The sequence below is a fragment of the Stenotrophomonas maltophilia genome, assembly GCF_003970865.1.
GTDB classification, from domain to species: Bacteria; Pseudomonadota; Gammaproteobacteria; order Xanthomonadales; family Xanthomonadaceae; genus Stenotrophomonas; species Stenotrophomonas maltophilia_AR.
In genome coordinates, this window is sequence record NZ_RXLZ01000018.1 from 1 (window position 1) to 26,657 (window position 26,657).

Annotated in this window: 21 protein-coding genes and 1 pseudogene; 6 read left to right on the plus strand and 16 right to left on the minus strand. The window is 64.3% G+C overall.

Annotated features, from left to right (window positions below; translation table 11 throughout):
* The 4 genes from EKL94_RS07890 to EKL94_RS07905 all read right to left on the minus strand — a co-directional run.
* On the minus strand, window positions 1-1,998 hold a 1,998-nt coding region (locus tag EKL94_RS07890; RefSeq protein ID WP_148105802.1), incomplete at its 3' end, for an AMP-binding protein.
* A 696-nt stretch (window positions 1,999-2,694) separates the two neighbouring features.
* A complete protein-coding gene (locus EKL94_RS07895; RefSeq protein ID WP_126928666.1) occupies window positions 2,695-2,889 on the minus strand; it encodes a hypothetical protein in 195 nt (64 codons plus the stop codon).
* 234 nt (window positions 2,890-3,123) lie between these two features.
* On the minus strand, window positions 3,124-6,198 hold the full coding sequence (locus tag EKL94_RS07900) for a TonB-dependent receptor (protein WP_126928667.1): 3,075 nt from the start codon (window positions 6,196-6,198) through the stop codon (window positions 3,124-3,126).
* 331 nt (window positions 6,199-6,529) lie between these two features.
* Entirely contained in the window at window positions 6,530-6,802 is a 273-nt protein-coding gene (locus tag EKL94_RS07905; protein WP_260473403.1) for a GNAT family N-acetyltransferase, read from the minus strand.
* A 57-nt stretch (window positions 6,803-6,859) separates the two neighbouring features.
* Here EKL94_RS07905 and EKL94_RS07910 point away from each other — a divergent pair, with 57 nt between their 5' ends.
* The 5 genes and pseudogenes from EKL94_RS07910 (at window position 6,860) to EKL94_RS07930 (ending at window position 13,047) form a co-directional block, all read left to right on the plus strand.
* Window positions 6,860-9,055: an AsmA family protein gene (locus EKL94_RS07910; protein WP_126928668.1), complete on the plus strand. Its 2,196-nt coding sequence runs from the start codon at window positions 6,860-6,862 to the stop codon at window positions 9,053-9,055.
* A 127-nt stretch (window positions 9,056-9,182) separates the two neighbouring features.
* Window positions 9,183-9,257, plus strand: a pseudogene (locus EKL94_RS22665) (tryptophan-rich sensory protein); the annotation flags it as partial.
* Window positions 9,258-9,407: 150 nt separating this feature from the next.
* Window positions 9,408-9,926, plus strand: coding sequence for a GNAT family N-acetyltransferase (locus tag EKL94_RS07920; protein ID WP_126928669.1), 519 nt, complete (start codon window positions 9,408-9,410; stop codon window positions 9,924-9,926).
* Between the two features lie 173 nt (window positions 9,927-10,099).
* Window positions 10,100-10,726 carry a LuxR C-terminal-related transcriptional regulator gene (locus tag EKL94_RS07925; protein ID WP_126928670.1) on the plus strand — a complete coding sequence of 209 codons (627 nt, stop codon included), beginning with the start codon at window positions 10,100-10,102 and terminating at the stop codon, window positions 10,724-10,726.
* A 35-nt stretch (window positions 10,727-10,761) separates the two neighbouring features.
* Window positions 10,762-13,047 carry an ATP-binding protein gene (locus tag EKL94_RS07930; RefSeq protein ID WP_260473404.1) on the plus strand — a complete coding sequence of 762 codons (2,286 nt, stop codon included), beginning with the start codon at window positions 10,762-10,764 and terminating at the stop codon, window positions 13,045-13,047.
* Here EKL94_RS07930 and EKL94_RS07935 read toward each other — a convergent pair whose 3' ends face one another.
* The 9 genes from EKL94_RS07935 to EKL94_RS07975 form a co-directional block, all read right to left on the minus strand.
* Window positions 13,048-13,803: a SapC family protein gene (locus tag EKL94_RS07935; RefSeq protein ID WP_126928672.1), complete on the minus strand. Its 756-nt coding sequence runs from the start codon at window positions 13,801-13,803 to the stop codon at window positions 13,048-13,050.
* Window positions 13,804-13,913: 110 nt separating this feature from the next.
* Window positions 13,914-14,186 (minus strand): hypothetical protein, encoded by a 273-nt coding sequence (locus tag EKL94_RS07940; protein WP_006366874.1) that lies wholly within the window; start codon window positions 14,184-14,186, stop codon window positions 13,914-13,916.
* A 254-nt stretch (window positions 14,187-14,440) separates the two neighbouring features.
* The gene (gene fusA, locus EKL94_RS07945; protein ID WP_126928673.1) at window positions 14,441-16,477 is read right to left on the minus strand and encodes an elongation factor G; all 2,037 of its coding nucleotides are present in this window, start codon (window positions 16,475-16,477) and stop codon (window positions 14,441-14,443) included.
* 426 nt (window positions 16,478-16,903) lie between these two features.
* Window positions 16,904-17,653 (minus strand): hypothetical protein, encoded by a 750-nt coding sequence (locus EKL94_RS07950; RefSeq protein ID WP_126928674.1) that lies wholly within the window; start codon window positions 17,651-17,653, stop codon window positions 16,904-16,906.
* Window positions 17,654-17,717: 64 nt separating this feature from the next.
* Entirely contained in the window at window positions 17,718-18,479 is a 762-nt protein-coding gene (locus EKL94_RS07955) for a heme ABC transporter ATP-binding protein (RefSeq protein WP_126928675.1), read from the minus strand.
* Window positions 18,476-19,519: a FecCD family ABC transporter permease gene (locus tag EKL94_RS07960; RefSeq protein ID WP_012480148.1), complete on the minus strand. Its 1,044-nt coding sequence runs from the start codon at window positions 19,517-19,519 to the stop codon at window positions 18,476-18,478. Before EKL94_RS07960 ends, EKL94_RS07955 begins: the two co-directional genes overlap by 4 nt.
* Window positions 19,516-20,565, minus strand: a complete 1,050-nt coding sequence (locus EKL94_RS07965) for a heme/hemin ABC transporter substrate-binding protein (protein ID WP_126928676.1) — start codon at window positions 20,563-20,565, stop codon at window positions 19,516-19,518. The genes EKL94_RS07960 and EKL94_RS07965 overlap by 4 nt, the downstream gene beginning before the upstream one ends.
* A gap of 51 nt (window positions 20,566-20,616) precedes the next feature.
* Window positions 20,617-21,993, minus strand: a complete 1,377-nt coding sequence (locus EKL94_RS07970) for a YncE family protein (protein ID WP_126928677.1) — start codon at window positions 21,991-21,993, stop codon at window positions 20,617-20,619.
* Window positions 21,994-22,115: 122 nt separating this feature from the next.
* Complete coding sequence (locus tag EKL94_RS07975; protein ID WP_126928678.1) at window positions 22,116-23,144, minus strand: alpha/beta hydrolase; 1,029 nt, start codon at window positions 23,142-23,144, stop codon at window positions 22,116-22,118.
* 281 nt (window positions 23,145-23,425) lie between these two features.
* Between EKL94_RS07975 and EKL94_RS07980 the strand changes: the two genes are divergently transcribed.
* Window positions 23,426-23,800 (plus strand): hypothetical protein, encoded by a 375-nt coding sequence (locus EKL94_RS07980; protein WP_126928679.1) that lies wholly within the window; start codon window positions 23,426-23,428, stop codon window positions 23,798-23,800.
* Between the two features lie 73 nt (window positions 23,801-23,873).
* On the opposite strand, the gene EKL94_RS07985 is transcribed toward EKL94_RS07980, so the two are convergent.
* The 3 genes from EKL94_RS07985 to lolA form a co-directional block, all read right to left on the minus strand.
* Entirely contained in the window at window positions 23,874-24,263 is a 390-nt protein-coding gene (locus tag EKL94_RS07985; protein WP_126928680.1) for a DUF805 domain-containing protein, read from the minus strand.
* 153 nt (window positions 24,264-24,416) lie between these two features.
* A complete protein-coding gene (locus tag EKL94_RS07990; protein WP_126928681.1) occupies window positions 24,417-25,802 on the minus strand; it encodes a replication-associated recombination protein A in 1,386 nt (461 codons plus the stop codon).
* A gap of 122 nt (window positions 25,803-25,924) precedes the next feature.
* Window positions 25,925-26,563 (minus strand): outer membrane lipoprotein periplasmic chaperone LolA, encoded by a 639-nt coding sequence (gene lolA, locus EKL94_RS07995; RefSeq protein WP_126928682.1) that lies wholly within the window; start codon window positions 26,561-26,563, stop codon window positions 25,925-25,927.
* Window positions 26,564-26,657 lie beyond the last annotated feature (94 nt).

Sequence of the window (26,657 nt, forward strand, 5' to 3'; positions counted from 1 at the left end):
CAGCAGTGCACCCCATATCTCCCATACCGAGAAATCGAATGCGAAGGAGTGGAACAGCGTCCACACATCCTCGGGACCAAACTGGAACTGCGCATCAGTCGCCGCAAACAACCGTGCGACTTGACCATGCTCCACCATCACACCCTTGGGCTGACCGGTCGAGCCCGAGGTATAGATCACATAGGCAAGATGATGAGCATCTAGCGCAGGAACGGCCGGCGCGTGCGTGGGCGCCCCGGCGATGCGGGGGGTATCCACTGAGATCACCGGCATCCCCGCCGCTATCGGTTCGATCATTGGGCGAAGACTGCGCCCGGTCAGCACCGCCATCGGTTGGCAATCGTGCAGCATGAACGCGAGACGTTCAGCCGGATAACTTGGATCAAGAGGAAGGTAGGCAGCGCCGGCCTTGAGAATACCCAGCAAGCCCGCGATCATGTCCAGGCCTCGTTCGAAACAGATCCCGACGCACCTGTCCGGGCCGGCACCCGATGCTTGCAACACGTGAGCGATCTGATTTGCCCGACAGTCCAATTCCCCGTAGCTCAACGTGACGCCGTCGAACTCGATTGCAACGACCCCGGGATTCGTGCGCGCATGCGTTTCAAAGGCATGATGGACCAGCGGCGCGCAACGATACCCACGCGCGACTGGATTGAATTCATGGACTACCTGGTCCCTTTCGGCCAATGGCATGATGGATAGCGTGTTGACGTCGACGCCAGGGGAAATCGATGGAAGGCGAGTCAACAGGTGTTGGATATGGACCGCAATCTGCCGCGCATATACTGTGGACAACAGCTCCCCATTGAACGAGACATCAACCACGAGGTCCGCATCAGGATCATAGTCGCGAATGTAGAAGGCCAGTGGCGTCTGCTCGCAACCATTGTTCAAGGCGACCGCGTGCGCATCCCCTCCAAAATAGCCTTCTTTTTCACCGAAAGATTCGAACGAAACACTCACATCGAACAGGCGCTGCTTGCGTCTTTCCTGGGCAAGGCTCTTCTTCAGCTCAATCAGCGGGAGCCGTCGATGCCGAAACCCCTGTTTCGTACACCGAGCAACACTATCCAACAACTGCGACAATGATGTCGAAGCGCGCAGATCAATGTCCACCAAGAGAACGGAGGCCAGCATGCCGGCCGTCGCTTTGCTTGCGGCATCATCTCGGTTATGGATGGCCAGCCCGACCGTGGCCACCCCTTCGCCGTTGGTCCTGGCGAAGTACAGTCCGATGAAGGACAGTATCAGGTTGGAAACAGAACATCCTGACGATGATGCCCTTTCTGTAATCGCATTGTAGACAGCGCGCCCAAGAGGAAAACGAATGACGTTGGCACCGACTGCAGTCGACGCGCCGCACGACATTGGTGCAAGGGCTGGCGAAGAACCGTCGGGATATCGACCTAGCCAGTAAGCATGATCTCGCTGGAATCTCTCAGAGGCAAGATATTTCCGATGATCTTGGATCTGCCGCAGGAAGGATCCAGGCGCGCGTGCGGGCATCACCCCGAGATAAGCATCGCTCAACGCTCTGCATAGCATGCCGACGCCCACGCCATCCATGATGATGTGGTGGAATCGGAGGAACACGCACGAATGCTGGGGCGATATCCTGAGTAGCGTACATGACCAGGGAAGCTCGCTTGGCTGCAGAGAAAATAACTGCCGAAACTCCACATCCATCGTATCCCGCCAATGCGATCCGGCACCCGCATCCGCATCGATCACCCTCAGCTTTACATCAACACACTCCAAGAGTTGTTGAAACGGGCGTCCGCCCTCACTTCCAATCACGATACGCAACGCATCATGCGTGCGCGCAATTTCGTTGAGTGCACGCTCCAATCGAATCGGGCAGACATGTCCCATGACTTCGATTGACGCTCCGATGTTCTGACCGGGAAGATCCGGATGTGCCGCCTGGTCGATCCATATCAATTGCTGATTGCCTGACAGGCCCAGCACGTCTTCTTCGGCAACGGTCAACTGCATACCTTCCCTTCCATAGGTCAGAACGAGGTCGCATCAACTGACAGAGATACTACACGCAGCAGTCGCTAATCCTGCCTTGGAACTCTGTGCAGTGTCCATCCAGCACAGCCCAAGCGGCGCACTGCCTGAGCCTAATCAGTCGAGGGTATGTCAACGTGCGGCGACTGTACAGACCTTTGGGAAGGCATGGTTGCCTGATCACCCGGCAATGGAGGCAAGACGATCAATCCATCTCCGTGAAAGCAATTTACACACCATGCTAGGATTCCGATCAAACCCGGGGCAGTCGTTCTACGATTGGCCCGATTGTCAGCGCGATTTTGAGTCAGCATCCCGCGTATCGGCCGTGCTCGCGATAAATCTTCCTAATCCCACAGCCGGGCGGCAGCTTCCCTGCCCCATTTGCTAGCCAATGAACGCTATCGACCACACGCGGGCGTTCAATTCTGGAATCAACATGACCAGCGAAGATGGCTTCGCTTGAGTGAATTGTTAGGCCCCGCCACCGTGCACCCAATTTTCAGCTAACACTCTCCGGAGAGCTTTGTGTGACGCCTCATCAAGTTACGCACGCACCCTCCCTTCTCGTTGTTCGCGGGAGCATGGCCTTGGCCACCGAAGTCCATAACTCACTAGGCTCAGTTGTGCCGGGCTGGCAATTCTGACTCTACTTTAACCTCAGCATACCTCTTGTACTTACTCCGTCACCGAACAGAATAGACGAGCCGCACGGGGGCGTTCGGGCCAGGGCTGGCCGTCGGCGACTGCACCGCAACCGATCTGATCCAGCAGGCCGATCAGGTTGTGGGGGTCTGGTGTTGCGGCGTCTTCATCATCTGTGTTGGCCGGTGTGTACTGCACCCGCAGTTCGACATCATCCGATGCGTTCATGATAGGTCTCTGTGCAAAGCATGGGGGGGACCACCGCCCTTAACAATCAAGGCGACGGACCGTACGTGCGGGGAAACCGGTAGCGAAGCGTCATTACCCGGTGGGTGCGCTTGCGCGCACCCCAGTCCGCAGACGTAGCAGAGATCCCACCAACGTTGCCCATCATCGCCACCTGGCCAACACAACAAGGCATCAGCCGTGGTGTGCAATCCCTGCCCCGTCTACGAGGATCGACTAGAAGTCGTACCTGGCCGAGAATCGCACCTGCCGCGGACTGCTGTAATCCATTGGCTGGTTGTACCGTGGATTGGGGGTTACGCGATTGGACGAGTAGCCGCTGTAGTAGAAGGCAGGCACCTGACGATTGAAGACATTGAAGACATCCGCCTGAAGAGTCAGCTTCTTGTCCGCCCAGGAAGGCAGGTAGGCAACCGAGAGATTCAGCGTGATGTTCCACGGCGCCTCCCCGTTGCTGCCTCGAGGTGAAGGGCGATAGTCCTTGGATGGAGGAACGTAGCCGGGCGTACCGGGCTTTGTTCCGCTACCTGCGAGCCCGCAGTAGTAGTAGTAAGAGCCGTTGTAGAGCCCCTTGTCTGCAGTTGGATAGAAGCTCGTGCATGACCTGGGACGACCAGAATCCACCAGCAGTGAGCCACCTACCCTCCACTCCTCATTGATCTGATACGAACCGTATGCCTTCAGTTGATGAGCTCGATGGTTTGGGAGCGGACCATTTGCACCCCGCATGAGCTGCGGCAGATCCCAGTCTTGGGTGGCAGAGACATCGGTTTGCCCACCGCCACCGGTATCAAGGTCGGAAGCCAGTTGGCCCTCGGTGTTCCCATAGTTCCGGGAGAATGTGTAGTTCACCCGCCCCGTGAACTTTTCGCCGATCGAACCCTCCAGAAAGAGGTCGAGTGCATAGTAGCGGCGCTTGAGCTTGGGCAACGCAAGTTGCTCGGCCGTATAGTGCACGTACTTGAAACTGCCATCAGGCTGCTTTCGATAGAAGGTGTTTCCCTCACCCGGATTGAAGATGAAGCATCCGCCACCCAGAACCGGGCTGCAGGTATCGTCAATTGCGCTCTTGAGGTCGCGATAGGTGATCTTGGCTCCCCACGTGGCACGACTGCCAAGTGCCGACTCCAGGCCAACAATGTACTCATCCTGATAGTGGGACTTCAGATTGTCTGCAGCTACAGTGCGCGCATTCGGCGCTTTCCCGCACTCCAGGTTCGAGGACACTGCGTTGGTGCCGGGACAGGTATAGCCCATGCTGGGATCAACCGGTATGGGAACCAGGCCCGTAGGTGTGCCATTGGCAGATACGCCCGTATAGGTGAAGTACTCCCGGGTGATCAGCGAGTTCGACGCCGCTCTGACTGCGACGTTGTTCGGCAGCGCGAGATGATAGCGACCTGCATTGGCGAACAACTTCAATGAGGAGTCGCCACGAACATCCCAGACAAATCCAAGCCGCGGTGCCCACTGGTTGTCCTGCTTGACGTACACCTCGTTGGCCGATGTGTAGTTCTTGAAGGTCTCATTGCGCAGCCCAAGTTGCAGCACAATGGTATCGGTTACCTGCCAGCGGTCTTCAATGTACTGCGCAGTCTGTTCCGTTCGTACATTGGCCATCTGCGTGTTGTACTGCTTGCGCACGTAGTAGCCGTTCCTCCCCAATCCCCCACCAGACGCCGGCGAACCCACCCCCAGACCTGCATCAATGGCGGTGTTGGGCTTGTCACTTCTACTGTAAACCCAGGCAAAACCACCACCATACTCACTTCCGGTGAATGACTCCGCCTCCATGTTGTCCAATCCGGCGCGAAGATCATGGTTACCGATGCGATAGCTGACGTCGAACCGATAGCCCTTGGTCTTGTCATAGGCGCCTGGCACATCGAACGATGCCGCCGTCCAGCACCCAGAATAATTTGATTCCGGAATCCCTGGAGCACGATCCGTTGGTGTGGATGACGTCCTCGGACAAGAAGGATCGTAGCCCCAGGGGGACCGGCTGTGCTCTATCTTCTGCGTTCCATACAGGGCCGATACGCTCAGCCGATCAGTGAGGTGCCCGGTGTACTTGCCGATATAAAGCTTTGACTTGTCTTCATTGCTGGTGCCTGCATTCTGCACCTCCCCCCGGGCCATGTTCCTGTAGTCAAAGGTGAATCCTTCGCTTTCGTATTTGTTGACATCTGAAATTCCGGTGAACTCCAGAAGATGGTTGTCCGAGATGTTCCAGTCGATCTTCGCTGCCCAACGCGGATCCTTGGAGGAATAGTTCCGCCACGCATTGCTGGAACCGCGTGCGGTCTGGCTGGTCGAAGCGACGCTGGAACCTTCACGCTTGGTCAGCTCAACATTGGCATAGAAGAAGAGCTTGTCCTTGATCAAAGGACCGCCCGCATAGGCCCCCATCCGCTGGGTCCAACTCTGGTTCTTCTTTCGATACTGGTACAGCGCTCCGTCTGTTCGCTTGGTCGGATCAGGATTGTCACTCCCATAGAACCCAGTATTGGCAAAGTAGACGTTCCTCGGGCTCGCGCGGAGCGATTCCGGACTCCATGTGGAGTACGCACCCCCTTTCCATTCATTGGAGCCGCGCTTTGTCACCACGTTGATGACACCGCCGGTTGCCCGTCCAAACTCCGCACCGTAGCCGCCGGTAAGAACCTGCTGCTGGGCAATGGCGTCAAATGGAAGCGTGGTGAAGCCGATTGATGAGAGCGGGTTGGTCACCGGGTAGCCATTGATGTAATAGGCGTTCTCCGAAGACGCCGATCCACCGAAGCTGGGCACGCCATAACTTGAGTTGGCCACGACACTGGGAGCCAACAGTGCCACGCTGGAAATGTCATACGAGACGGCAATTTTCAGCATGTCCTCGGCGGTGAACACGGTTCGCGTATCCACTTGGCTGACATCTATTCGCGGAACCGCCGCCGCAGTGACGTTGACTCGAGCCAGATCCTGGACGCCCGCATCCGGTTGCGCGAACGACACGTCCGTCCCTGACGAGATCAGGACTTCGACACGATCACGTGCGCCGACAATCACCCCATCCTTCGTGACACTCACCTTGTAGTTGCCAGCAGGCAGATCTGCTGCGCGGTACCGACCATTGCGGTCAACACTCGTGGAGCGCTTGGTACCGGTACCCAGATTCTCGATGGTGACGGTGGCGCCCGGCTCGGCGGCTCCGTAGATGCTGCCCGTCACCGACTGCGCCCAAGTCGGCACAGCCAAAGTCATGGCAGTTGCTGCTACAAAGATCGCTTGACGCAGATAAGCACTCGACATCGCGCATCCCCTTTGTTTCAGTTGAAATCAATGGACGGAATACGAAGCGACGCCTTTGTGACACATTTGTGATTCATAGAAAATTTATGTGAATCTTATTATTCATGGAGTATTCACACTGAAAGCAATGAAACGGCAAGGCCGGGAGCTGTCAGTCCTTGCCTCAGTCACTTGCGCCTGAGTGGGAAAAGCGACTCCAAGGCGTGGCTGCGCCAGGCCTCAACCAGACGCCCACATCTCTTTCTCGTGTATTTGCGGCCTGGCAACAGGGACGATCAGCTATCCGCTGATCAACGAAGACGCGACATGGGCCCAGGGCACATCGACAGCCCTAGAGGAACCTGTGCATCACAAAGACATCCACCAGGCCCAGCGCCCCATGCCGGAACGCCTTCGGTAACGTCCCGACCACAGCAAACCCCAGCTTCCCGTACAACACCACCGCCGGGGCATTGGTACAGACCACGTAATTGAACTGCATGGCCAGGAATTCTTCCGCCCTCGCCCGCTCCAGGCTGTGTTCCACCAAAGCCCGGCCCACGCCTTGCCTTTGTGTCATCGCATCCACAACATAGATCGAGCCCCGGCCCCGTCGCTGCTTCACGCGCCACCGCCATCCGCTCCGTAATAGTTGAGGAAATTCCAGTCTTTAGAGCAGTAGATGCCTCCTGTTTCCACGCACATCCCGCACCGGCTTCGACGTTGGCGCGTTCCTGCCTGCGTCCTGCTGGGCATCTACCTGCTGTATCTGCTGGCCGGCAACATCTTCCTCAACACGCCCCTGTTCAACCAGGTCACCAACCGCAAGCCGCACAAGTTCGTGATGACCACTGGGCCGGCCATTACGCTGCTGCCGGGCCACGTGATCGCCTGGAACGTGCACATGCGCGGCCACGTGAACCACACCGTTTATGTGTTGCACGCAGACCGCGCCAGCGCCCGATTGGCGGTGCTGCCCCTTTTCCAGCGCGAGGTGCGGGTGCCAAGGCTGCAGGCCACCGGGGTTTCCGCCGAGATCAACCGTGTCGAAGAAGCCATCCCTTCGCCGCCGCGCAGCGACCAGGGCTGGACCCTGCGCTTCGATGCCATCCACAGCGACAGCATCCACAGCGCCCGGCTGGGCAAGCTGCTGATCATCGGCAAGGGCCGGGGTACGGTAGGCTTCCTCAAGCAATTGCGCGGCGGGCCGTCGGAACTCTTCGAATCCGAAGTTGCGTTCAGCGATGCGGACACCAGTTTTGACGGCGTGCAGCTGTTGGGCGACCTGGATCTCACCGCGCGCTTCAGCTATCCGCGCCACTATCGGGACCAGGCGCCCGGTCTGGCCAAGTTGAAGCTGCCGTATGCCCAGCTTGATGTCGATGCCCGCAGCCAGGGCCTGCGCATGGACACGGATGCGACAACACCGAAGATCTCCAGCGCGCCCGTGCCCGGACGCCTTCAGCTGGCGCTCCACCTGATCGACGGCCAACTGAAGCCCGGCGACCACGCGCTGTGGCAGGTACCGCTCCACCTGGGTGACGGCGCACCCGATCGCGGCGTGCTGGCACTGCAGCTCAATGTGGCCAACGACCTGCGCCTGCAGGCCCGCCTGCCGCCAAAACCTGGCTCAGGCAGCGAAGTGGATGCCGATCTGCACATCAGTGGCCGGCACATCCCCTTCCAACAACCTGCCCAGCTGCTGGAACGCAGCTCCGGAACCGTGCGTGGCGAATGGACGTTCACCTCACTCAACTGGATCCCTGCCCTGTTCGTCCGCAAGCCGTGGTTGCAGCTGGACGGCGGTGGCACGCTGAAAGCGGATCTGCGCGTGCGCAACGGCGAGCTGATCGAGGGCAGCACCGTGGACATTCCGGCCGCCGAAGCCGTGGCCGAAGTGGCGGGCGTACGCCTGACGGGCACGGCCAGCGCCCATGGCGAGCTGAAGGCCGGCAGCCCCAGCCAGGCGCAGCTGGCGGTCCGGCTGCCGCGATTCACTGCGCGGCCAACCGATGCCAAGGACGTGCGCCTGTTCGACGGGCGTGATCTGGCCCTGGACCTGACCGGCGATGGTCGCCTGCAGGAGCTGCGCAAAGGTGTCCGCGCGCGTCTGCGCTTCAGCGAAGCAACCATTCCTGATCTGACCGCATACAACCGTTACCTTGGCTCGCCACAGGTGCGACTGCTGCGTGGCACTGGCAGCCTGAGTGGCGATGCCACGCTCGACACCGATGGGCGCGTCGGTCATGGCACCGCCCGCCTGCTGGGGCGCAACGCGAGTGCCAAGGTGGCAGGGCTGGACATGGGTGGCGATGTCGACGTGAATGCAACACTGCGCCGCGGCGACTTCAACCAGCGTCATTTCGACCTGTCCGGCACCACGGTCGAGCTGCGCAACGTGCAGGTGGCGGGTACGCAACGCACAACTGCCTGGAAAGGCCGCGCGGCCTTCAAGCGTGGTCGTATCGATGCGCAGTCGCCGTTCCAGGTCGATGCCACCACAGATCTGGATCTCAGCGATGCCCGTCCGTTGCTCGCGCTGTTCGCAGAGCGCACCGACTACCCGCGCTGGACCCTGTCCCTCCTGGATTCTGGACAGGTGCAGGCACAGGCGACGCTGCGCTGGCGGCCTGGCCATCTGGTCATCGATGGACTGCAGGCTGAGAACGATCGCCTGTCGGTACACGCGAGGCTGGATCTGCTGGAACAGCGCAAACGCGGTGATCTCTACCTTCGGTGGGGGCTGCTGGGTGCGGGCATCGCGCTGGACGGTGACAGGCGTCAGTGGCATCTAGCCAAGGCGCGCGAGTGGTTTGATCAACAGCCTTCCCTGCTGCCAGCAAGCCAGGGATCGGCTGCCGCCGGATCATCAGACTGAAGGCCCGCGACCTGCATCCATTCGGGGCCTCTGCGCGTATACCGGAGCATGCGCATCAGGGAGCTGTGCGGTATGAAGCGGAGCTCAGAGGTTTCCGGGCTTGTGGAATGGGTGGCGATCACCTTAACGCGGCTGGCGTGGGGCACGACCCGCGCTGCTGTTCTATCTGGTGCAGCTGGCCGTCAACACACTGTGGAGCTGGTAGTCGGTGCGATGACACGGCACCTTCTGCCCGGGTCGATCGTCCTGGAGCATCAGTCGATCATCAATCATTGCAACGTGGTGCACTCGCGGCGCCCCCTGCAGATACGATGCTGGACAGGCCAGCAAGGCCGGAACGGGTACACGATCGATGAACAGCCCCGCGGACGACGCCATCACAACCTCATGGAATGGATTCGCAGTCCGCCAGATCCTTCCGTGCGACCTCGACCTCATCTGTGCTCACCGGGAAGCGATGTTCCGTGAAAGCGGCCGGAGCGAAGAGATCCTTCAGCGGATGGCGGCCCCGTTCCGCACCTGGCTCGAACCGCGCCTGGTGTCGGGCGACTATTTCGGCCATGTACTTTCCGACAAGGGACAACCCATCGCAGGCATCGGCCTGATGCTGATCGACTGGCCGCCCCACCCCGCCCATCCAGAGCAGGACACGCGCGGCTACGTACTCAATGTCTACGTGGAGCCCGGCTATCGGCGTCGCGGCATCGCCCGCCAACTGATGAAACTGGCCGACCATGCATTCGCCGGACGAGGGGTGGCCTACGCGGTGCTGCACGCTACCGCCCAAGGGAAACCGCTGTATTCGGATCTCGGATGGGCTGCGACCAGCGAAATGGCCCGCGCCCTGGGCAGCGGGAGCGAAGTGCCCTGAAGGGCGCGCTTGGGGCCTGATGATCCACCGCATCAATCGGCAACACTGGATTGATGGGTCTTGCACATCGACTCTTAGGAATAATCGCAAAAATCCAACAAATTCGATGCTCGACGCGACAGCAGCGCCAGAATGATCGCCACGCCCTTCGGGCGCCGATCACCTCCCAGCGCATGAATGGATACCCTGCACCGCGCCGACTGCGGCTGGCACTCCTCGACGATCACGAAGTCGTCCGCCGCGGTACCGTCCTGCACCTGTCCCGCGACGTCCGCTTCAACATTGTCGCCAGCCACACCCGCAGCGATGAGCTCATCGGCAGCCTGCGCCAGCTGGCGGTGGATGTCGCCATCGTCGATCTCACCCTGGCGCCTGGCGACCGCAGCAGCGATGAGCTGGTTCCCCTGCTGCGCGAGTGCTTTCCACATATTCCCCTGCTCGCCTTCGCCACGCTGACGCCAACCACCCGCATCGACCACCTGCTGGCGGCCGGCATCTCCGGCGTAGTCAGCAAGTCCGAGCCCCTGGAGATGCTGTCTGATGCCATCGTGCGCATATCGCAGGGACTGTGCCGCCTGCCCGCCGATTGCCTGTTCCCGGCCTGTCGCGAAGAACTCAGTCGCAATGAACGCGAAGTGCTGGACCTGCTCCTGGCCGGCTTGACCGTCTCGGAGATCGCGTTGCGCCGCCACCGCAGCGTCAAGACGGTCAGTACCCAGAAGGTCGCCGCACTGCGCAAGCTCGGGTTGCGCAATGACGTGGAGATCTATGCACTGCGGCAGCAGCTGGAGCTCCAATGAGGGGGCGTGTTCGCCTCCGTCTGCGCACGTCGTGCATGTTGTGGCTGGCCCTGACCCTGCTGCCAGCAGCCTCGGCCGAAGATGCACAGCGGCAGAAATGGTCCGCCGGACGCGAGGTCCGGGTCGCCACCGCGCCATCTCTGCGCCCGCTACCTGCAACGCTGGCGGATTCAAGCACGCTCCCCACCCTCGCCCATGGCTATGCCAGGCTTGTGGCTCAGCATTCCGGCCTGCGCTTCCGCGATCTCACCTACGCCAGCACGAGCGCGGCGGTCGCTGCGGTCTGCCGGCACGAGGCCGATCTGGTGCTGGTCATGGGCAACCCTTCGCATCGCCCGCTCCCCTGTCCCGACCTGATGGCCTCCGGCGCCTTCCATGGCGGCAAGACGGTGTTGGCCGTGCGTAAAGGCGAGCACCCGCCCCGTGACCTCACCGGCGTGAGGGCGCAGGTGCTGGCCGTGGTTGACGGCGGCCCCTATGCCAGCTGGCTGGCGTTCCACCACCCTCGGATCCACCTGCTGCACCTGCCCGACCGCCATGCGGCCCTGGCCGCCGTGGAAAGCGGCATCGCCGATGCTGCGATCGGCCTGGAAGCGACGTTGCACTCGCTGATCCGGCAGCACTTCGCGAGCAACCTGCAACTGCACCCGTTCGACAGCGATTTTTCCACCGACCTGCACCTGCTTGTCCGCCGCGAGGACCAGCAGCTGCTGGCGCGCATCGATCAGGCGCTGCGCGCCATCACGCTCGAACAGCACGCAGGCCTGCTGGAGTTGTGGGCACAGCAGATGCTGCCCGCATCCATCGAGAGCGCACTGGACGGGGTGCGCCCCCTGTTCCTGCCATGGCTGCTGTATCTGGCCGCCGCACTGATCGGCCTGCCCGTGCTGTGGCAGGCATTACGTTGGCGAATCGGCCGTGCGGAACAGCGTCTGGGGCGCGCGGCGGGGATGATCAGCCATGAAGTGCGCAACTCCGCGCAGACGGTATTGGCCTCGATCGACCTATTGAGTCAGTCACCCCAGCCCAAGGGGCAGCGCGAACTGCTCGCGGCAGCGCTTGCCGCCGGCCACTCGCTACGCAGGCTGCTGGATCGCTCGCTGGCGTTCTCGCGCCTTGCCAGCGGCGGCTTCAGGCCTCAGCTGGCACCCTGCGACGTCGGTCAACTCTGTGCCCGCGCACTGGAAGCAATCCGCCCGGAGGCACGACGGAGAGGCCTGTCACTCCAGCTCGATCGCGCGCCGGATCCAGCGCCGGTGGTCGCGCTCGATGCTGATGGACTGCGCCAGATTGTCGACAACCTGCTGGGCAATGCATTGAAATTCACGGATGTCGGCGGTATCGAAGTGCGGCTGCAACTTTCACCCGCCCGGGCTCCCCGGGAGCTGTTGCTGGATGTGATCGACAGCGGCATCGGCATCGCGCCCGCTCAACTGGCGCTGCTGTTCCGGCCATTCCAGCAGAGCGAGGATGGCCAGAGGCGTGGCGGCAGCGGGCTGGGCCTGACGATTGCGCACGAACTGGCCGTTGCCATGGGCGGCAACCTGACCGCACACAGCGTGCATGGGCGCGGCAGCCGCTTCACCCTGCGATTGCCGGTCCGCGCCGTCCACGGTGATCAGCCTCCCATCGAGCCTATGCAGCAGACGCCACTGGCCGGCATCGACCTGCTCCTGGTCGAGGATCATGCACTCAGCCGGCACGTCGTCGCAGAGCAGCTGCGTCGGCTGGGTGCCGATGTACGCGCGGTTGCCGATGCCGACACCGCATTGGCCGAGCATGCGCTACGACCATCCGCCACGGTCGTGCTGGATATCGGGCTTCGCGGCCCGGATGGCTACGCACTGGCGCAACAGCTGCGCGCTCAGGCACAGGCGCCCCTGCGAGTGATTGCCCTGTCCGCCCGCATGGGGCGCCGGCATGCGGCACGCTGCCGAAGGGCCGGAGTCGACGCCATCCTGGTCAAGCCGCTGCAGGTTGCGAGCTTGCTGCAGGCGTTGGGCCTCCCGCCCCCGGCACACGGCACTGCACCCGATGACGCCCCTGGCGCCGAGCCGGATTACGCTGCGGACATTGCCCATGAGCTGGCCAGGATCGAACAGGCCGTGCAGGACGCCGATATCTCGACGCTACGCCATCATGCACACCGCCTGCAGGGCACGCTGCAGATGTGCCGGGCTACGGATCAGGCCGGCACGGCGGCCGACCTGTGGGAGCTGGGGCATGAGGCCGCGCCTGACTGGGTCGAGGCGCGGCGACTGCTGCAGGGATTACAGCAGTGGCACGGCTCCCGCAAGGCGGAAGCCGCACCATCGGCCTGATCAGGCCGCCAGGCGCTCGACCTGGCGACGGGTGAGGTCGTTGAAGCGGCCCAGCGACATCAGGTGCTGATGGACCAGCGCCAACCAGCCGCTGCGGTGCCACTCGACCACGGTCGCTTCCGGCAGCGCCACGAACTTCTCGACATCCACCACCAGGAAGCCGTTGAGATTGAACTCGCGGCCATCCGGGGTGCGGACGGTGGCATTGCGCTCGACCAGCAGGCCGTTGTCGATCAGGGCCTTGGAGAAGGCCTGGGTCTGTTCGTGCTCGCGGGTGTACTGGCCGCAGAACTCCAGCGCCTGCTGCACCATGTCGGTGGCCTTGCCGTCCACGAACAGCGGCTGGCCTTCGTCACCGCCCTTGACCACGCGCGAGCTCTCTTCGTCGATGCCCAGCAGGAAGTCGTTGTCCGCACCGGTGTCGATGAAGATGAAGGGGTGGCGACGCAGGTAGGCCGGAATGTAGGCCTCGTCTTCCCACAGGCCGTCCTTGATGAACAGGTTCTGGTCGGAAACACCGACGGCGGCCATCGGCACCGCGGTCGGGCCGGCGAACAGAATCGGGAAGTGGTGCAGGGCCAGCGAGAACTCGCCCAGCACCAGCGGAATGGCGTTGTTGCCGGCGGCAAACTCGAGCCTGCCCGGCAGGATGCGCAGATCGGCATGCACATCGGCCTGCAGCGGCACCGGACGGGTGTAGAACAGGGGGGCGCTGCTCGGCGCCGCTTCGGTGGTGGTGTCGCTGGTGGTCGTCATCTTGGGAACCGTTCGATCATGCGCGCCTGCCATCCCGGGCGCGCCAGCGGGAACAACCTGAATCCCGCATTATCAACAAGCTCGATGACAACGGCCACCCCACCGACGGCCTATTTCAGCTGCAGGGGGTAGCGCTGCCAGAGAACGTGGACCAGGAAGCCGGCCAGCTCGGTGTCGCGTGCACTCACCGCCGCACGGATCTTGTCCAGCAGCACCATGTCCGAGCAGGCGCGCACATCGGCATGGTTGGCCTGCCCTGCCCGGCGGGCGCGATAGCGCGCGGCCCGCTGCGCGTCACTCATTGCGTACCCGAACTTGGGCGGACGGCCGCGCTTTCGCGGCAAGGTCAGCTCCAGGGTTCCGGGGTCTTTGTCATCACGCATGAGAGGGGTGCGGGCGGCGGCGAGCAACGGCGGGTGCGCAATTTATCGTGAGGCATCACTTTAATCCAGCTTTTTCTGCAGTTTTGTTGCGATGCAATGCAAAAAACGTTTCGCGCGCCGCGCCGAATCCATCCACGCATGGCGTGGATCTACTGCAGACTCACGTGCGACACCCGGTAGATCCACGCCATGCGTGGATGCACATTCCCGACCACAAAAAAAGGGAGCCCGCGAACGGGCTCCCCTCACCTTCCTCATGCAGCGCGCACCGGCTCGTAACCGTGCAGGTGCGCCTCACTACTCCCCCGCCCCTGACTGAGCGAACGCAGCGACGTGGTGTAACCCACCAGCTGCGCCAGCGGCGCAAAGCCACTGACCTCGGCGCGACCGTCCTGGTCGTCGATGCGGGCAATACGGCCGTGGCGACGGTTGAGGTCGCCAACCACATCACCCACCGACGCCGACGGCGAATGCACCGTCACCGCCATCACCGGCTCCAGCAGTTGCGTGCCACCCTCGGCCAGCGCCGCCTTGATCGCCTCGGCACCCGCACGGTGGAACGCCATCTCCGAAGAGTCCTTGGCATGGGTCTGGCCATCGACAAGACTGACCTCGATACCGACCACCGGATGGCCCTGCGGCCCTTCCGACAGCGCAGCACGCACACCCTTCTCCACCGCCGCGATGAAGCTGCGCGGCACCACGCCACCGACAATGCGGTCGTTGAACACCACCTGGTCGTCCTCGCGCGGCGAAACATCCAGCACCACGTGCGCGAACTGGCCCTGGCCACCGGACTGCTTGACAAGCCGCCCGACCACGCCGGTCATCGCACGCACCGGCGTCTCCTGGTAGGCCACGCGCGGCGAACCCACGCCCACGTCCACCTTCCATTCGCTGCGCAGGCGTTCGACCATCACCTCCAGGTGCAGCTCGCCCATGCCCCAGACCAGGGTCTCCGCCGTGTCGCGATCGGTTTCGACGCGGAACGAGGGATCTTCCTGGGCCAGGCTGGCCAGGCCCTGCGCCATCCGGATCAGGTCGGCCGCACGCGCCGGCTCCAGGCGCCAGGCCAGCACCGGCGCCTGGGCCTGGATGTTCTCCAGGCGCAGCGGCTGCGCACGGCTGCTCAGCGTCTCGCCACTGACCGCATCCTTCCAGCCCAGCACCGCGACGATGTCACCGGCCACGGCCTGCTCAATGTCGTGGGTCTGGTCGGCCTGCACGCGCACCAGGCGGCTGACACGCCGTCCCTGCGGATGCTGCGAACTGGCCACGGCGTCGCCCACCTTCAAGGTGCCCGAGTACAGCCGCACGAAGCTCAGTGCGCCGTGCTGCTGGTGGGTGATCTTGAACAGCAGGCCCGCCAGCGGACCGTCCGGATCCGACGGCAGCACCACCTCGCCCTCATCGCTTTCAGCGCTGACGGCAGGGCGATCCAGCGGCGACGGCAGGTAATCGACCACGGCGTCCAGCAGCGTCTCGATGCCCTTGTCCTTGAACGCAGCACCGGCCAGCACAGGCACGCCCGCACCCGCCAGCGTCGCCCGGCGGATCGCCGCGCGCAGCTGCCCGGCATCGATCACGCGACCTTCCAGCCAGGCATCGGCCAGTTCTTCGTCATGATCGGCCACGGCCTCGACCAGCGCATCGCGCTGAGCCTGCCACTGCGCGCGTGCCGCGTCGTCCCACGGGGTGATGACCGTCGCCGCACCGTCGCGCCACTGCAGCACGCGCTCGTCGACCAGATCGACCCAGCCATTGAAGTCGCTTTCGCTGCCCAATGGCACGCCCAGTGCCCACGGCCGCGCCCGCAGCTTGTCCTGCAGCTGCTCCAGCACGCGCTCGAACGAAGCACCGACGCGATCCATCTTGTTGACGAAGGCGATCAGCGGCACGCGATGGCGGCGCGCCTGGCGCCACACCGTTTCGGACTGCGGTTGTACGCCGTCCACGGCCGAGAACACCGCCACGGCACCGTCAAGCACGCGTAGCGAACGCTCGACTTCGATAGCGAAGTCGATGTGGCCGGGGGTGTCGATCAGGGTCAGCCGATGCGGCGGCAGGTCACGCGGCGCCCACTGCGCCTGCACGGCGGCGGCGCCGATGGTGATGCCACGTTCGCGCTCGATCGCCGAGAAGTCGGTGGTCGCATTGCCGTCGTGCACTTCGCCGACGCGGTGGATCTCGCCGCTTTTCCACAGCAGGCGTTCGGTCAGCGTGGTCTTGCCGGCGTCGATGTGGGCAATGATGCCGAGGTTGCGACGACGGGAAAGGACTTGGGTGTTCATAAAAAGATTCCTGCAAAGCCAACTTCAGGGGCCGCACACCCCGGTTGGCGACAGGGTGCGCGGCTAGCGTTCGGTCTCGGCGATCTGGTGCATGGCACGTTCTCCTTGAGTACTGGGTAGGGCCGACTGGGTAGAGTCGACTGTCAGTCGACTTGCGGAAAATCAGAAACGAAAAGAGCGCCCCGGAGGGCGCTCTGTCGAAGGTCCAGCGATGGCCGCTTCAACGGCCTCGTGGGGCTCCAGGCAGACACGCCCGTTCCGCGCTTGCGCGGGTCAGGGTGAAAAACTTCAGGAGCGGCATCCGGTTCATGGGGCGCATTCTAGACCTGCCAATCTGGCGCGCAAGTGAATATTGATCACAAAAATGGAACGATGCACACCACAGTAGAGCCACCCCATGGGTGGCTGTGATGAGTGCCTGGCGCCTTACTTGCACCCATGCAGGGTGCGGGCATCCGCCACGGTCGCTGCCTGGTCATCCCCCATCGAGATCCACCCCTTCAGCGACGTCGCCGGGTCCATGTGCGGCAGCCGTGGGCCACCGTGGATCAGCACCTCGGTCCAGCTCCCAACCGGCGCCAGCTCGGACAGGCGCGCCGCCTGATCATCCTCGGTGCTGAACATATCGTCCGGCGAAGCGGGCTTGGCGTTGTTCACGGTCTCGGCCTTGAGCGCACGCACCCGCAACACACCATCGGCCATGCGCTGCGTCGTGACGTCATAGCGCTCCACACCATAGGCCCAGTTGCTTTCGGCCGTGCTGCGCAGCTCACTGCCGTCGTCAGCCACCAGCACCGAATCACCCGCCGCTTCGGCCACGGCTGCAATCGCGCCCAGCCCCGACATCACCGCCTGATAGACGATCATCTGCCGCTGTTCCGCGCTCAGCGCACGCGCATCCGCTTTCGCGGCAGGAATCTTCAGGTACGCCGCTTCCTTGCACAGCACCAGCACCTGCTGGTCGTCCCAGCTCACCGACAACTCGTCGTTGGCATAGTGGCGGGTCGACATCGTGGCGACCGGCGTGCCGTCGCCCGCGGAATGCCGGGTCTCGATCAGCGACGCCTGCTCGGACGCGCTCACCAGTGACACCGAGGACGTGGAGGCCGCATTGGCGGCACAGACAGAAGCGGCCATCGCGGTCAGCAGCACCCCGCGAGAAACGGTACGGATCATTGCATCAGTCCATTGAGAAAAGCGAAACGACCATGATACGCGGCGCAGCCAGGCGAGCGTCCGCTCAGGTCACCACCACCAGCGGCACCCCGCGCCGCGGATGCTCCAGCACCACCACATCCTGCTGGTAAACCCGCTGCAGATTGTCTTCGGTGAGCACCTGCAACGGTGTGCCATCGGCTGCCACCCTGCCCTGCTCCAGCAGCACGATGCGATCGGCATAGCCGGCGGCCAGATTGAGGTCGTGCAGCACCACGATCACGCACGCACCGGCTTCGGCACAGGCGCGGACACTGCGCAGCGTGCGCTCCTGATGGCGCAGATCCAGCGCAGCGGTCGGCTCATCCAGCAGCAGCAGCGGCGTGTCCTGCGCCAGCACGCGCGCGAACGTGGTGCGGGCGGACTCGCCACCGGACAGCTGCTGCACCTCGCGCAGGCGCAGGACCTGCAGTTCGGCGGCATCGATTGCCGCCTCCACCTGGGCGTCGTCCACCACCGGATCCGGCGGATGCGGCAACCGCCCCATCGCCACCACTTCCTCCACGCTGAAGGCAAAGCGCACACCATGCTCCTGCGGCATCACCGCGCGCTCGCGTGCCAGCGGTCCCGCCTTGTAGCTGGCCAACGGCTTGCCCAGCAGGCTCACCTCACCCACGTCGGCACGCAGGTCACCGGCAGCCACCGCCAACAGCGTGGATTTGCCTGCACCATTCGGGCCAACCAGGGCAGTCACCGTCCCCGGCTCGAATGCCAGCGAGATGCCATGCAGGATCTCGCGCTGCTGGCGGCGCACCACCACCTCGTGCAGCTCCAGCAGCACGCTCATGGAGCCGCCTTGCGGCGCTGCTGCAGCACCAGCCAGAGGAAGAACGGCGCGCCCAGGGCGGCCGAGAACAGGCCCAGCGGAATCTCCGCGGGCGGATCAAGCGTGCGTGCCGCGGTGTCGGCCACCACGATCAGCAGTGCACCGAGCAGGCCGGACAACGGCAGCAGCCAGCGATGGCCAGGACCGACCAGCAGGCGCGCCACGTGCGGCACCACCAGGCCAACGAAGCTGATCGAACCGGCAAAGGCCACCGCCGCGCCCACCAGCAGCGCACTGAACGCCACCAGGCGACGCCGCGTGCGGGTCACGTCCAGCCCCAGATGCTGCGCCTGGCGTTCGCCCAGCGCCAGCATGTCCAGCGGCGTGGCCAACCGCTGCAACGCGAACACGCCGATGGCAAACAGGGGCACCACCGCCGCCACATCGGCCCAGTTGGCACGCGCCAGCGAGCCCATCTGCCAGAACACCAGCGACTGCAGTTCGCTTTCGCTGGCGATGTACGTGAGGAAACCGATCAGCGCGGAGCAGAACGCGGCCATCGCGATGCCGACCAGCAGCAGCGTGGCGTTGCCACTTCCTTTGCCGGGCCGCGCCAGCGCGTAGGTCAGGCCAATCGCCAGCGCACCGCCAACGAACGCGGCCACCGGCACCAGCCAGCCTGCCGCACCGGCAGCCCCCAGCACGATGGCAGCCACCGCACCCAGCGCAGCGCCCTGGCTGACACCGACGATGCCGGGGTCGGCCAGCGGGTTACCGAACAGGCCCTGCAGGCTGGCACCGGCCATTGCCAACGACGCACCGACCATCGCGCCCAACAGGGCGCGCGGAATACGCAGCTGCCAGACCACGGCGAGGTCGCGACTGCTGACCGCCTGCGGATCGAGCAGACCCAGCTTCACCGCCAACGCCTGCATCACCTCCAGCGGCGGCAGCCGCAGCGGGCCCACGGCGAACGAGGCCAGCACCGCACCCAGCAGTGCCAGCAACGCCACCAGCAACATCGTCCGCCCGCGGCGGCGGCGCCGATCCGCCGGACTCATGCCTTCGGCAACGCCGCCAGGGCCTTGGCCAGCGCCAGCGCGCCAGCACCGGAACCGACACTGGTGTACTTCAGCTGCACGTCCGGCATCACCCAGACCCGATTGGCCTGCCCGGCCGGGGTCTGCTTCAGCGTCGGGTATGCCTTCCACAGGCCTTCGGCACCACCAAACAGCTGCAGGTCATGCTCGGTCACCAGGATCACCTCCGGCGCCGCGGCGACCACGCCTTCATTGCTCAGCTGCGAGTAGTTCTTCACCCCCGCCTCGGTGCCGATGTTGACGCCGCCAGCCAGCGCGATCAGCTGCGCCGAGGCGCTGTCGGCACCGGCCACGGTCGGTGAGCCGCCAGCGCCGGTGGCCGACACGTGGATCAGTCGTGGCGCATGGCCCAGGCCCTTGCCAATCGCTGCAGCCTCGTCGAGCTGACGCTGCACCTGCGTGGCCAGTGCTTGCCCTGCTTCGGCCAGCCCTAGTGCGGCGGCGACCTTGCGCACCTTGTCCGGCGCCGGCTGCAGGTCATCGATGACCACGGCCGGCTCGCCCACTTCGCGCAGCTTCTTGGCCAGCTCGGTGTGGCGGCGCAGGCTGTTGCCGAGGAACAGCGAGCCCTGCAGGCTCAGCACGCCCTCCACGCCAGTGGTTCGGTTGAACAGGAACTGGTGCGGCGCGGCCAGGCCGGCCTGGGTGGTGGTATTGGTCGGCGCGGCAAATACCTGCTTGCCCAGGCCCAGTGCCTCGATCACCGCGATGACGTCGTCGCCACCGGCGATGATGCGACTGGTATCGGCCACTTCAATGTCAGCGCCATCGTCGGAATGCACCTTGGCCGGGAGCACCGCCTTCTGGTCATGCACGGCCGGCATTTCGGCACCTGCCACGCGCTGCCAGCCTGCCGGCAACGCGGTTTCCGCAGCGGCCGCCGTTGCTGCGGGCGACTCGGCAGGCGTATTGGCATCAGAGGGAGCCGACGAACCGCCACAGGCAGCCAGCGCCAGCGAAACAGCCAACGGAAGCGCACACAGGCGCAGACGGGACGCGATGTTCATGCACATTCTCCTTGCTGGCAGGGCGACGCGCACGCCGCCCTGCCCTGTGACTTACTGCTTCGGGGTGATGCGGGTGATACGGTCACCCTTCGGGTCTTCAGCGCCGCGCGACTTGTTCACCGCGAACACGTTGCCCTTGCCATCGGCGCGGACGTGGTTCGGCAGCGTGCCGCCATCAAGATTGGCGACCACCTTGCCGTCACCGTTCACCACGGTGACCGTGCCAGCGCCACGGTTACTGACGTAGGCCAGGCCGGAGGCATCATCGAAGGCGACGTTCAGCGCGCCGGCGCCGACCGGCACATCGTGCAGCACCTTGCCGGCGGCCACATCGACGATCAGCAGGTTGTCGGTGCCCTGCGAGGCCACGTACAGGCGGTTGCGCGCCGCGTCGAAGGCCACGCCCGAGGCACTGATCGAATTGCCCAGGTCGATGACCTTTTCCACCTTGCCGCTGGCCACATCGATCACCGCCGCTTCCGGGGTGCCGATGCTGACGGTGAACAGCTTGCCGCCCTTCTCGTCCAGCACCAGGCTCATTGGGGTGAACTTGCCGTCATCCACGCCGGATTCCAGCGTCACCGCCGGCAGCTCCTTGAGGGTCTTGGCATCGAACACCGACAGGTGGTCTTCACCCGTGGCCGACGCGAACACCTTGCCGTGAGTGCCATCGACCACCACGTCGCGCGCGTGCGGCACGGCATCGACCGGGAACTGATGGATCAGCGACAGGTCCTTCTGGCGATAGACCGCGATGGAGTTCTGGCGGGTGTTGGTGACCCACACGTTGCCGTTGGTGTCATCCACGCCAACGCCGTAGACCGCGTACACCGCGCCATTGGTGCTGCCCGGCACCTGCGCCGGAGTGATCGCCTTGGTCACCTTCAGCGACTTCGGGTCCAGCTTCAGCAGCTGCGACTGGGTCACCGGCGGGCGGCCCACGGCCGAGGTCACGAACACCGCGTTGCTGGCGGCGCTGTAGGCGGACTGATACAGGCCCGGCACCAGCTTGTTGGACTGGGTGGCGAACTGCGCCTGGCCGGACAACGGCAGCTGCGGCGAGACGCGCAGCTTCAGCACGGTGGCTGCGGCCGGCTGGCTGGCGCGCACCACCACCGGGTGGGTGCCCGGCACCGCGTCGGCCGGAATGCTCAGCTGGGTCTTGAAGTTGCCATCGGCATCGACCACCAGCGGCTGCGTATTGAGCACGCTGTCGCCACGCAGCAGGTTGACCTTCTGGCCCGGCACGAAGCCACGACCGACCACGTCGGCAGTGCTGCCGGGAACCACGTTCTCACCGCGCGAGACGACCTCGCCCTTGAAGGTGGCGTTGGCCGGCTGGTCGAACACCGGCTGTGCGGTGGCGGTCACCGCCAGCAACAGGCCGGCGGCGAGAGAGGTGAGACGGAAAGACGGACGGAACGACATGGAAGGCTCCTTGCACACGTAGGCCGCGCCACGTGACGCGGGATTCATCGGTTGCCTGGGCCGCTGCACATCGGCAGCCTCGCCTGGGTAGTGGGGTCGCACGCCTTGGCATGCGAGGGGATTCATTCGGCGGCGTTGTCACCGCCGTTGGGCGCACCGTCACCGGCACTGCGGTCGGTTACGCCGTACAGCTCGTGCAGCGCGGCATGGAACGAGGCGGGCAGCATCGGGCCGTGGCCGAGGCCGTCGAACTCGCGGTACTGCACGCTCATGCCCGGCACCTTGGCCAACCGTTCGGACAACTGCATCGCCGCATCCGGGGTGGCGCCACCGATGCGGCGCAGGTGCGCGACCACGCGCGGATTGTTCATGTCGCGCTTGCCGCGATCGCCAACACGCTCGGCACCGCCCAGCATCAGCCAGAGCTTTGACGGCTGGCCATGCACGTTCTGCACGAACTGCTGTTCCGGATCACCCAGCGCCGCACCCTGGCTCCACCACAGCGACGGGCTGGCCGCCAGATAGGACTGGAAGGCGGCGGGACGGGTGTACAGCGCATTGAGCACGAACAGGCCACCCAGCGAGTGGCCCCACAGCGCTTGCTGCTGCGTATCGATGCGTGCGCGACGTTCGACTTCCGGCTTGATGCGGCGTTCGATCACATCCAGGAAGGCTGCGGCGCCACCACCGACCGCCTGGGTCGTACCGCTCTCGTCATCTGCGCGGTCGATCCACGCGGTGTAGTCGCGGGTGCGCGCCTTGGAATCGATGCGCAGGTCGTTGTCGTAGCCGATCAGCACCAGCACCGGCGGCGCCTTGCGCGCAGCCAGTTCGGCCAGCAACGGCTGGTCCAGGACCATGGCGACGGCGTTGCCGTCCAGCGCGTACAGCACCGGGGAGGGCGACTTGCCGGCCTTGGCCGGGATTGCCAGATTCACCCGCCAACGGCGCTGCTGATCCGGGCTGTCCACCACGAAATGCTCGAAACGATAGCTGGCCGCCGGCTCGTCGAGCACGGTGTGGCCGATCTTCTGCAGCGGATTGCGCTGCTGCGCATGGGCGTACGGGGTGGCCAGGAGCAGACCCATCATCAAGGCGGCCAGGCCGCGGGCCAGCGGACCACGGCGCGAAGGCGGGACGAAATGCTTCATCAGCGGCGGCAGAAGCGGCCCAGGGCCGCCGGTTCACAAGGGACCGCAGTCTACCTTAAACGCGAATGATTATCACATCGATCGAACGTCACGCTGTGTATCACGCGCGCGATGACCCGCTTGCACTGGGCACGGCATTTCCCCTATTTTGCCGGCCACCGGGGCATTGGATCGCCCCGCTTACAGCGCGGCCAGGAGGGCGGGCAGTCTGCCGTCGGTCCGGTCGCGTTCATCCGCGCCATGACCGCCATGGGATTGGATCCCATGATCGTGAGACTCCCTTGAAGCACACCACCCTGATCGCACTCTCCCTCGGCCTGCTCGCACCGCTGGCCGCCCATGCCGCGCAGGATCTGCCAACGCTCTACCAGGCCTATGAGGAAGCCGGCTATTCGACGCTGAGCATGGAAGAACTCAACCAGACGGTGACCTTCACCGCAGTGGCGCTGGGTGTATCCAGCAACCTGCAGGGCGAGCCGCTGATCGAGGCCGGCGATGACCAGGGCAATGTCCTGGCCCGCCTGACCACCTCCGACGACCCGCAGGCCACCAAGTTCGGCGCGCTTGAAGAAGGTGCCGTGTTCACCGCCAGCTGCACGCTGCAGTTCAGCTCCGGCTCGGACTACCTGTCCTTCGGCGATTGCAGCCTGAAGTAACGACGAAGCCGGCGAAACGCCGGCTTCTCTTCTTTGCCGCTGCGGAGTCGAGCCATGCTCGACTCATGCAAGGTCACGGCCCCGTAGGCACCGGACCATAAATGTTCTCCTGCGGCGTGCCCGGCAGCAGCGCGAAGATCAGGATCACGATGCCCCCACCCGGCACCAATGCCAGCAGGTACAGCCAGCCCGACTGGTTGCAGTCATGCAAGCGGCGCACGGTCACGGCGATCAGTGGCACGATCGTGGCCAGCCACATCACACACAGCAGCACCACCATGCCGATCAGGATGCCAGCCAGTGCATCGGCACTGTTGCGCAGGAGGATCGCCAGCACACCGGCCAGCAGTGTCACCGCGGTTGCGACCAGGAACAGGAACAGCTGGTACATCCAGTATTCGCGGCGGTTGGCGCGACCCTCGAACTGGGCATAGCGCTTCAACGGCAGAATCATTTCCTGCACGGCATCGATCCTTGAAAATGTGGCCGCGCAGTGTGCCAAATGCACGCGTGCAGGACAATGTGGTGGCGAGCCATTGCTCGACTGCTTTACCGAATGTGCCAACAGTCCGGCCAAGAGCGAAGTCGAGCATGGCTCGACGCTACACAAGCGGGGTCAGCGACCCTTTGCTGCCCGCGCCGCCTCACGCTCCGCGCGCAGCCGATCCAGCTTTTCCTTCAGCTTGATTTCCAGCCCACGCGGCACCGGGTTGTAATACACCCGTTCGCCCATCGCATCCGGGAAGCCGGTCTGGTCCAGCGCGATGCCACCTTCGGCATCATGGTCATACTGGTACTCGGCGCCATAGCCCAGTTCCTTCATCAGCTTGGTCGGCGCATTGCGCAGATGCAGCGGCACCTCTTCGGTGCCGCTTTCACGCACGTCGGCCTTGGCCTGGTTGAAGGCCGCATAGCCGGCATTCGACTTGGCGGTGCTGGCCAGGTACAGCACCAGCTGGGCGAACGCGAGTTCGCCTTCCGGGCTGCCCAGCCGCTCGTAGATGTCCCAGGCCTCCAGCGCCATGCTCTGCGCACGCGGATCGGCCAGGCCGATATCCTCGATGGCCATGCGGGTCAGTCGGCGCGCCAGATAGGACGGATCGCAGCCGCCATCGAGCATGCGGGTCAGCCAGTACAGCGCGGCGTCCGGGTTGGAACTGCGCACGGATTTGTGCAGCGCCGAGATCTGGTCGTAGAACTGCTCGCCGCCCTTGTCGAAGCGACGGGTACGGTCGGCCAGCACCTGGGTCAGGGTCTGCGGCGTGATGCGACCGCCCTCCCCGCCCGCCAGTTCGGCGGCGATCTCCAACAGGGTCAGCGCACGGCGCACGTCACCATCGGCGGCCGTGGCTATTTCCAGCAGCAGCTCGGGAGCGACCTCGATGCCCTCCTCGCCCAGGCCGCGCTCGCGATCACCCAGCGCACGCTCCAGCGCCTCGACGATGTCGGTCGGCGAAACGCCTTCCAGCACATGCACGCGGCAGCGCGACAGCAGCGCCGAGTTCAGCTCGAAGGACGGGTTTTCGGTGGTGGCACCGACGAACAGGATGGTGCCGCGCTCGATGTGAGGCAGGAACGCATCCTGCTGCGCCTTGTTGAAGCGGTGCACCTCATCCACGAACAGCACGGTGCGCCGGCCTTCGGCGAAGCGCTGCGCGGCCTCGGCCAGCACCTGGCGCACTTCCGGCAGGCCGGACAGCACCGCGGAGATGGCACGGAATTCGGCGTCGGAATACTCGGCCAGCAGCAGCGCCAGCGTGGTCTTGCCGCAGCCCGGCGGCCCCCACAGGATCATGGAGTGCACGCGACCAGATTCGACCGCGCGACGCAACGCACTGTCCGGCGCCAGCAGGCGCTTCTGCCCGACCATTTCGTCGAGGGTGCGGGGGCGCATGCGCTCGGCCAGCGGGCGCATGTGTTCCCGATCAACGCTCAGCAGATCGGGGCCGGGGAATGAAGTGGAGCGATGTCTTGGCACGCGGTCATTGTACCGCGAGAGCATGCCAACCAAGGTTGGCACCCACCAGCGCCAAGCCACAGGAATCGGTAGTGCCGGCCGCTGGCCGGCAGATCAAAAGCGTGTCAACCAAGGTTGACACCCACCAAAGCGCTTCCCCCCAGAGATCAATTACCGATGACGTCGGTGCCCTTCGGCGGGGTGAAGCTGAAGGTGCCGGCGGCGAAGCCCGGGTTGCGCTTCCAGCCACTGAAGCTGATCACGGTGCGCTGGCCGACGGCGTCAGTGATTTCCATCTTGGCCAGGCCCTGGGCGTTGAAGCCCAGCGCGGCGTACTGGAAGCTGGCTTCGGTATCGCGCTTCGGCGACAGCGACAGCCACTGCAGGCCATCCCGCTGGGCGGCCTCTTCGCTGAGGTCGTACTGCTGCTCCAGCAGCGCCGGGTTGATCAGCGCGGTCAGCGGGCTGTTCTGCTCTTCCTTGCCCTGCTCGCGCACAGTGGCCTGTTCCAGGTCCGGCTCGTACATCCAGACCTTCTTGCCGTCGGCCACGATCAGCTGTTCGTGCGGGCGCACGTATTCCCAGCGGAACAGGCGCGGCGCCGACAGTGCCACGCGGCCGCTGGTCGATTCCTTCACCTTGCCGCGGCTGTCGAACACCTGCTGGCTGAACTGGCCATCCAGGCCCTTCAGGCCGCTGGTGAAGGTCTTCAGGTCATCGCGGGCGCCAGCCCAGGCGCTGCCGGCGGCGGCGCAGGCCACGGCCAGGGTGGTGGTGGCAAGGAAACGGCGGAAGCGGAAGTTCATGCGGGAATCCTGTGGGCGCGGGCGCCAGGAAAGGTGGTTGCCAGTGTGCCCGGGGAAAGATGAATGGGCGATCAGGGCGACATTATGCCGCCCT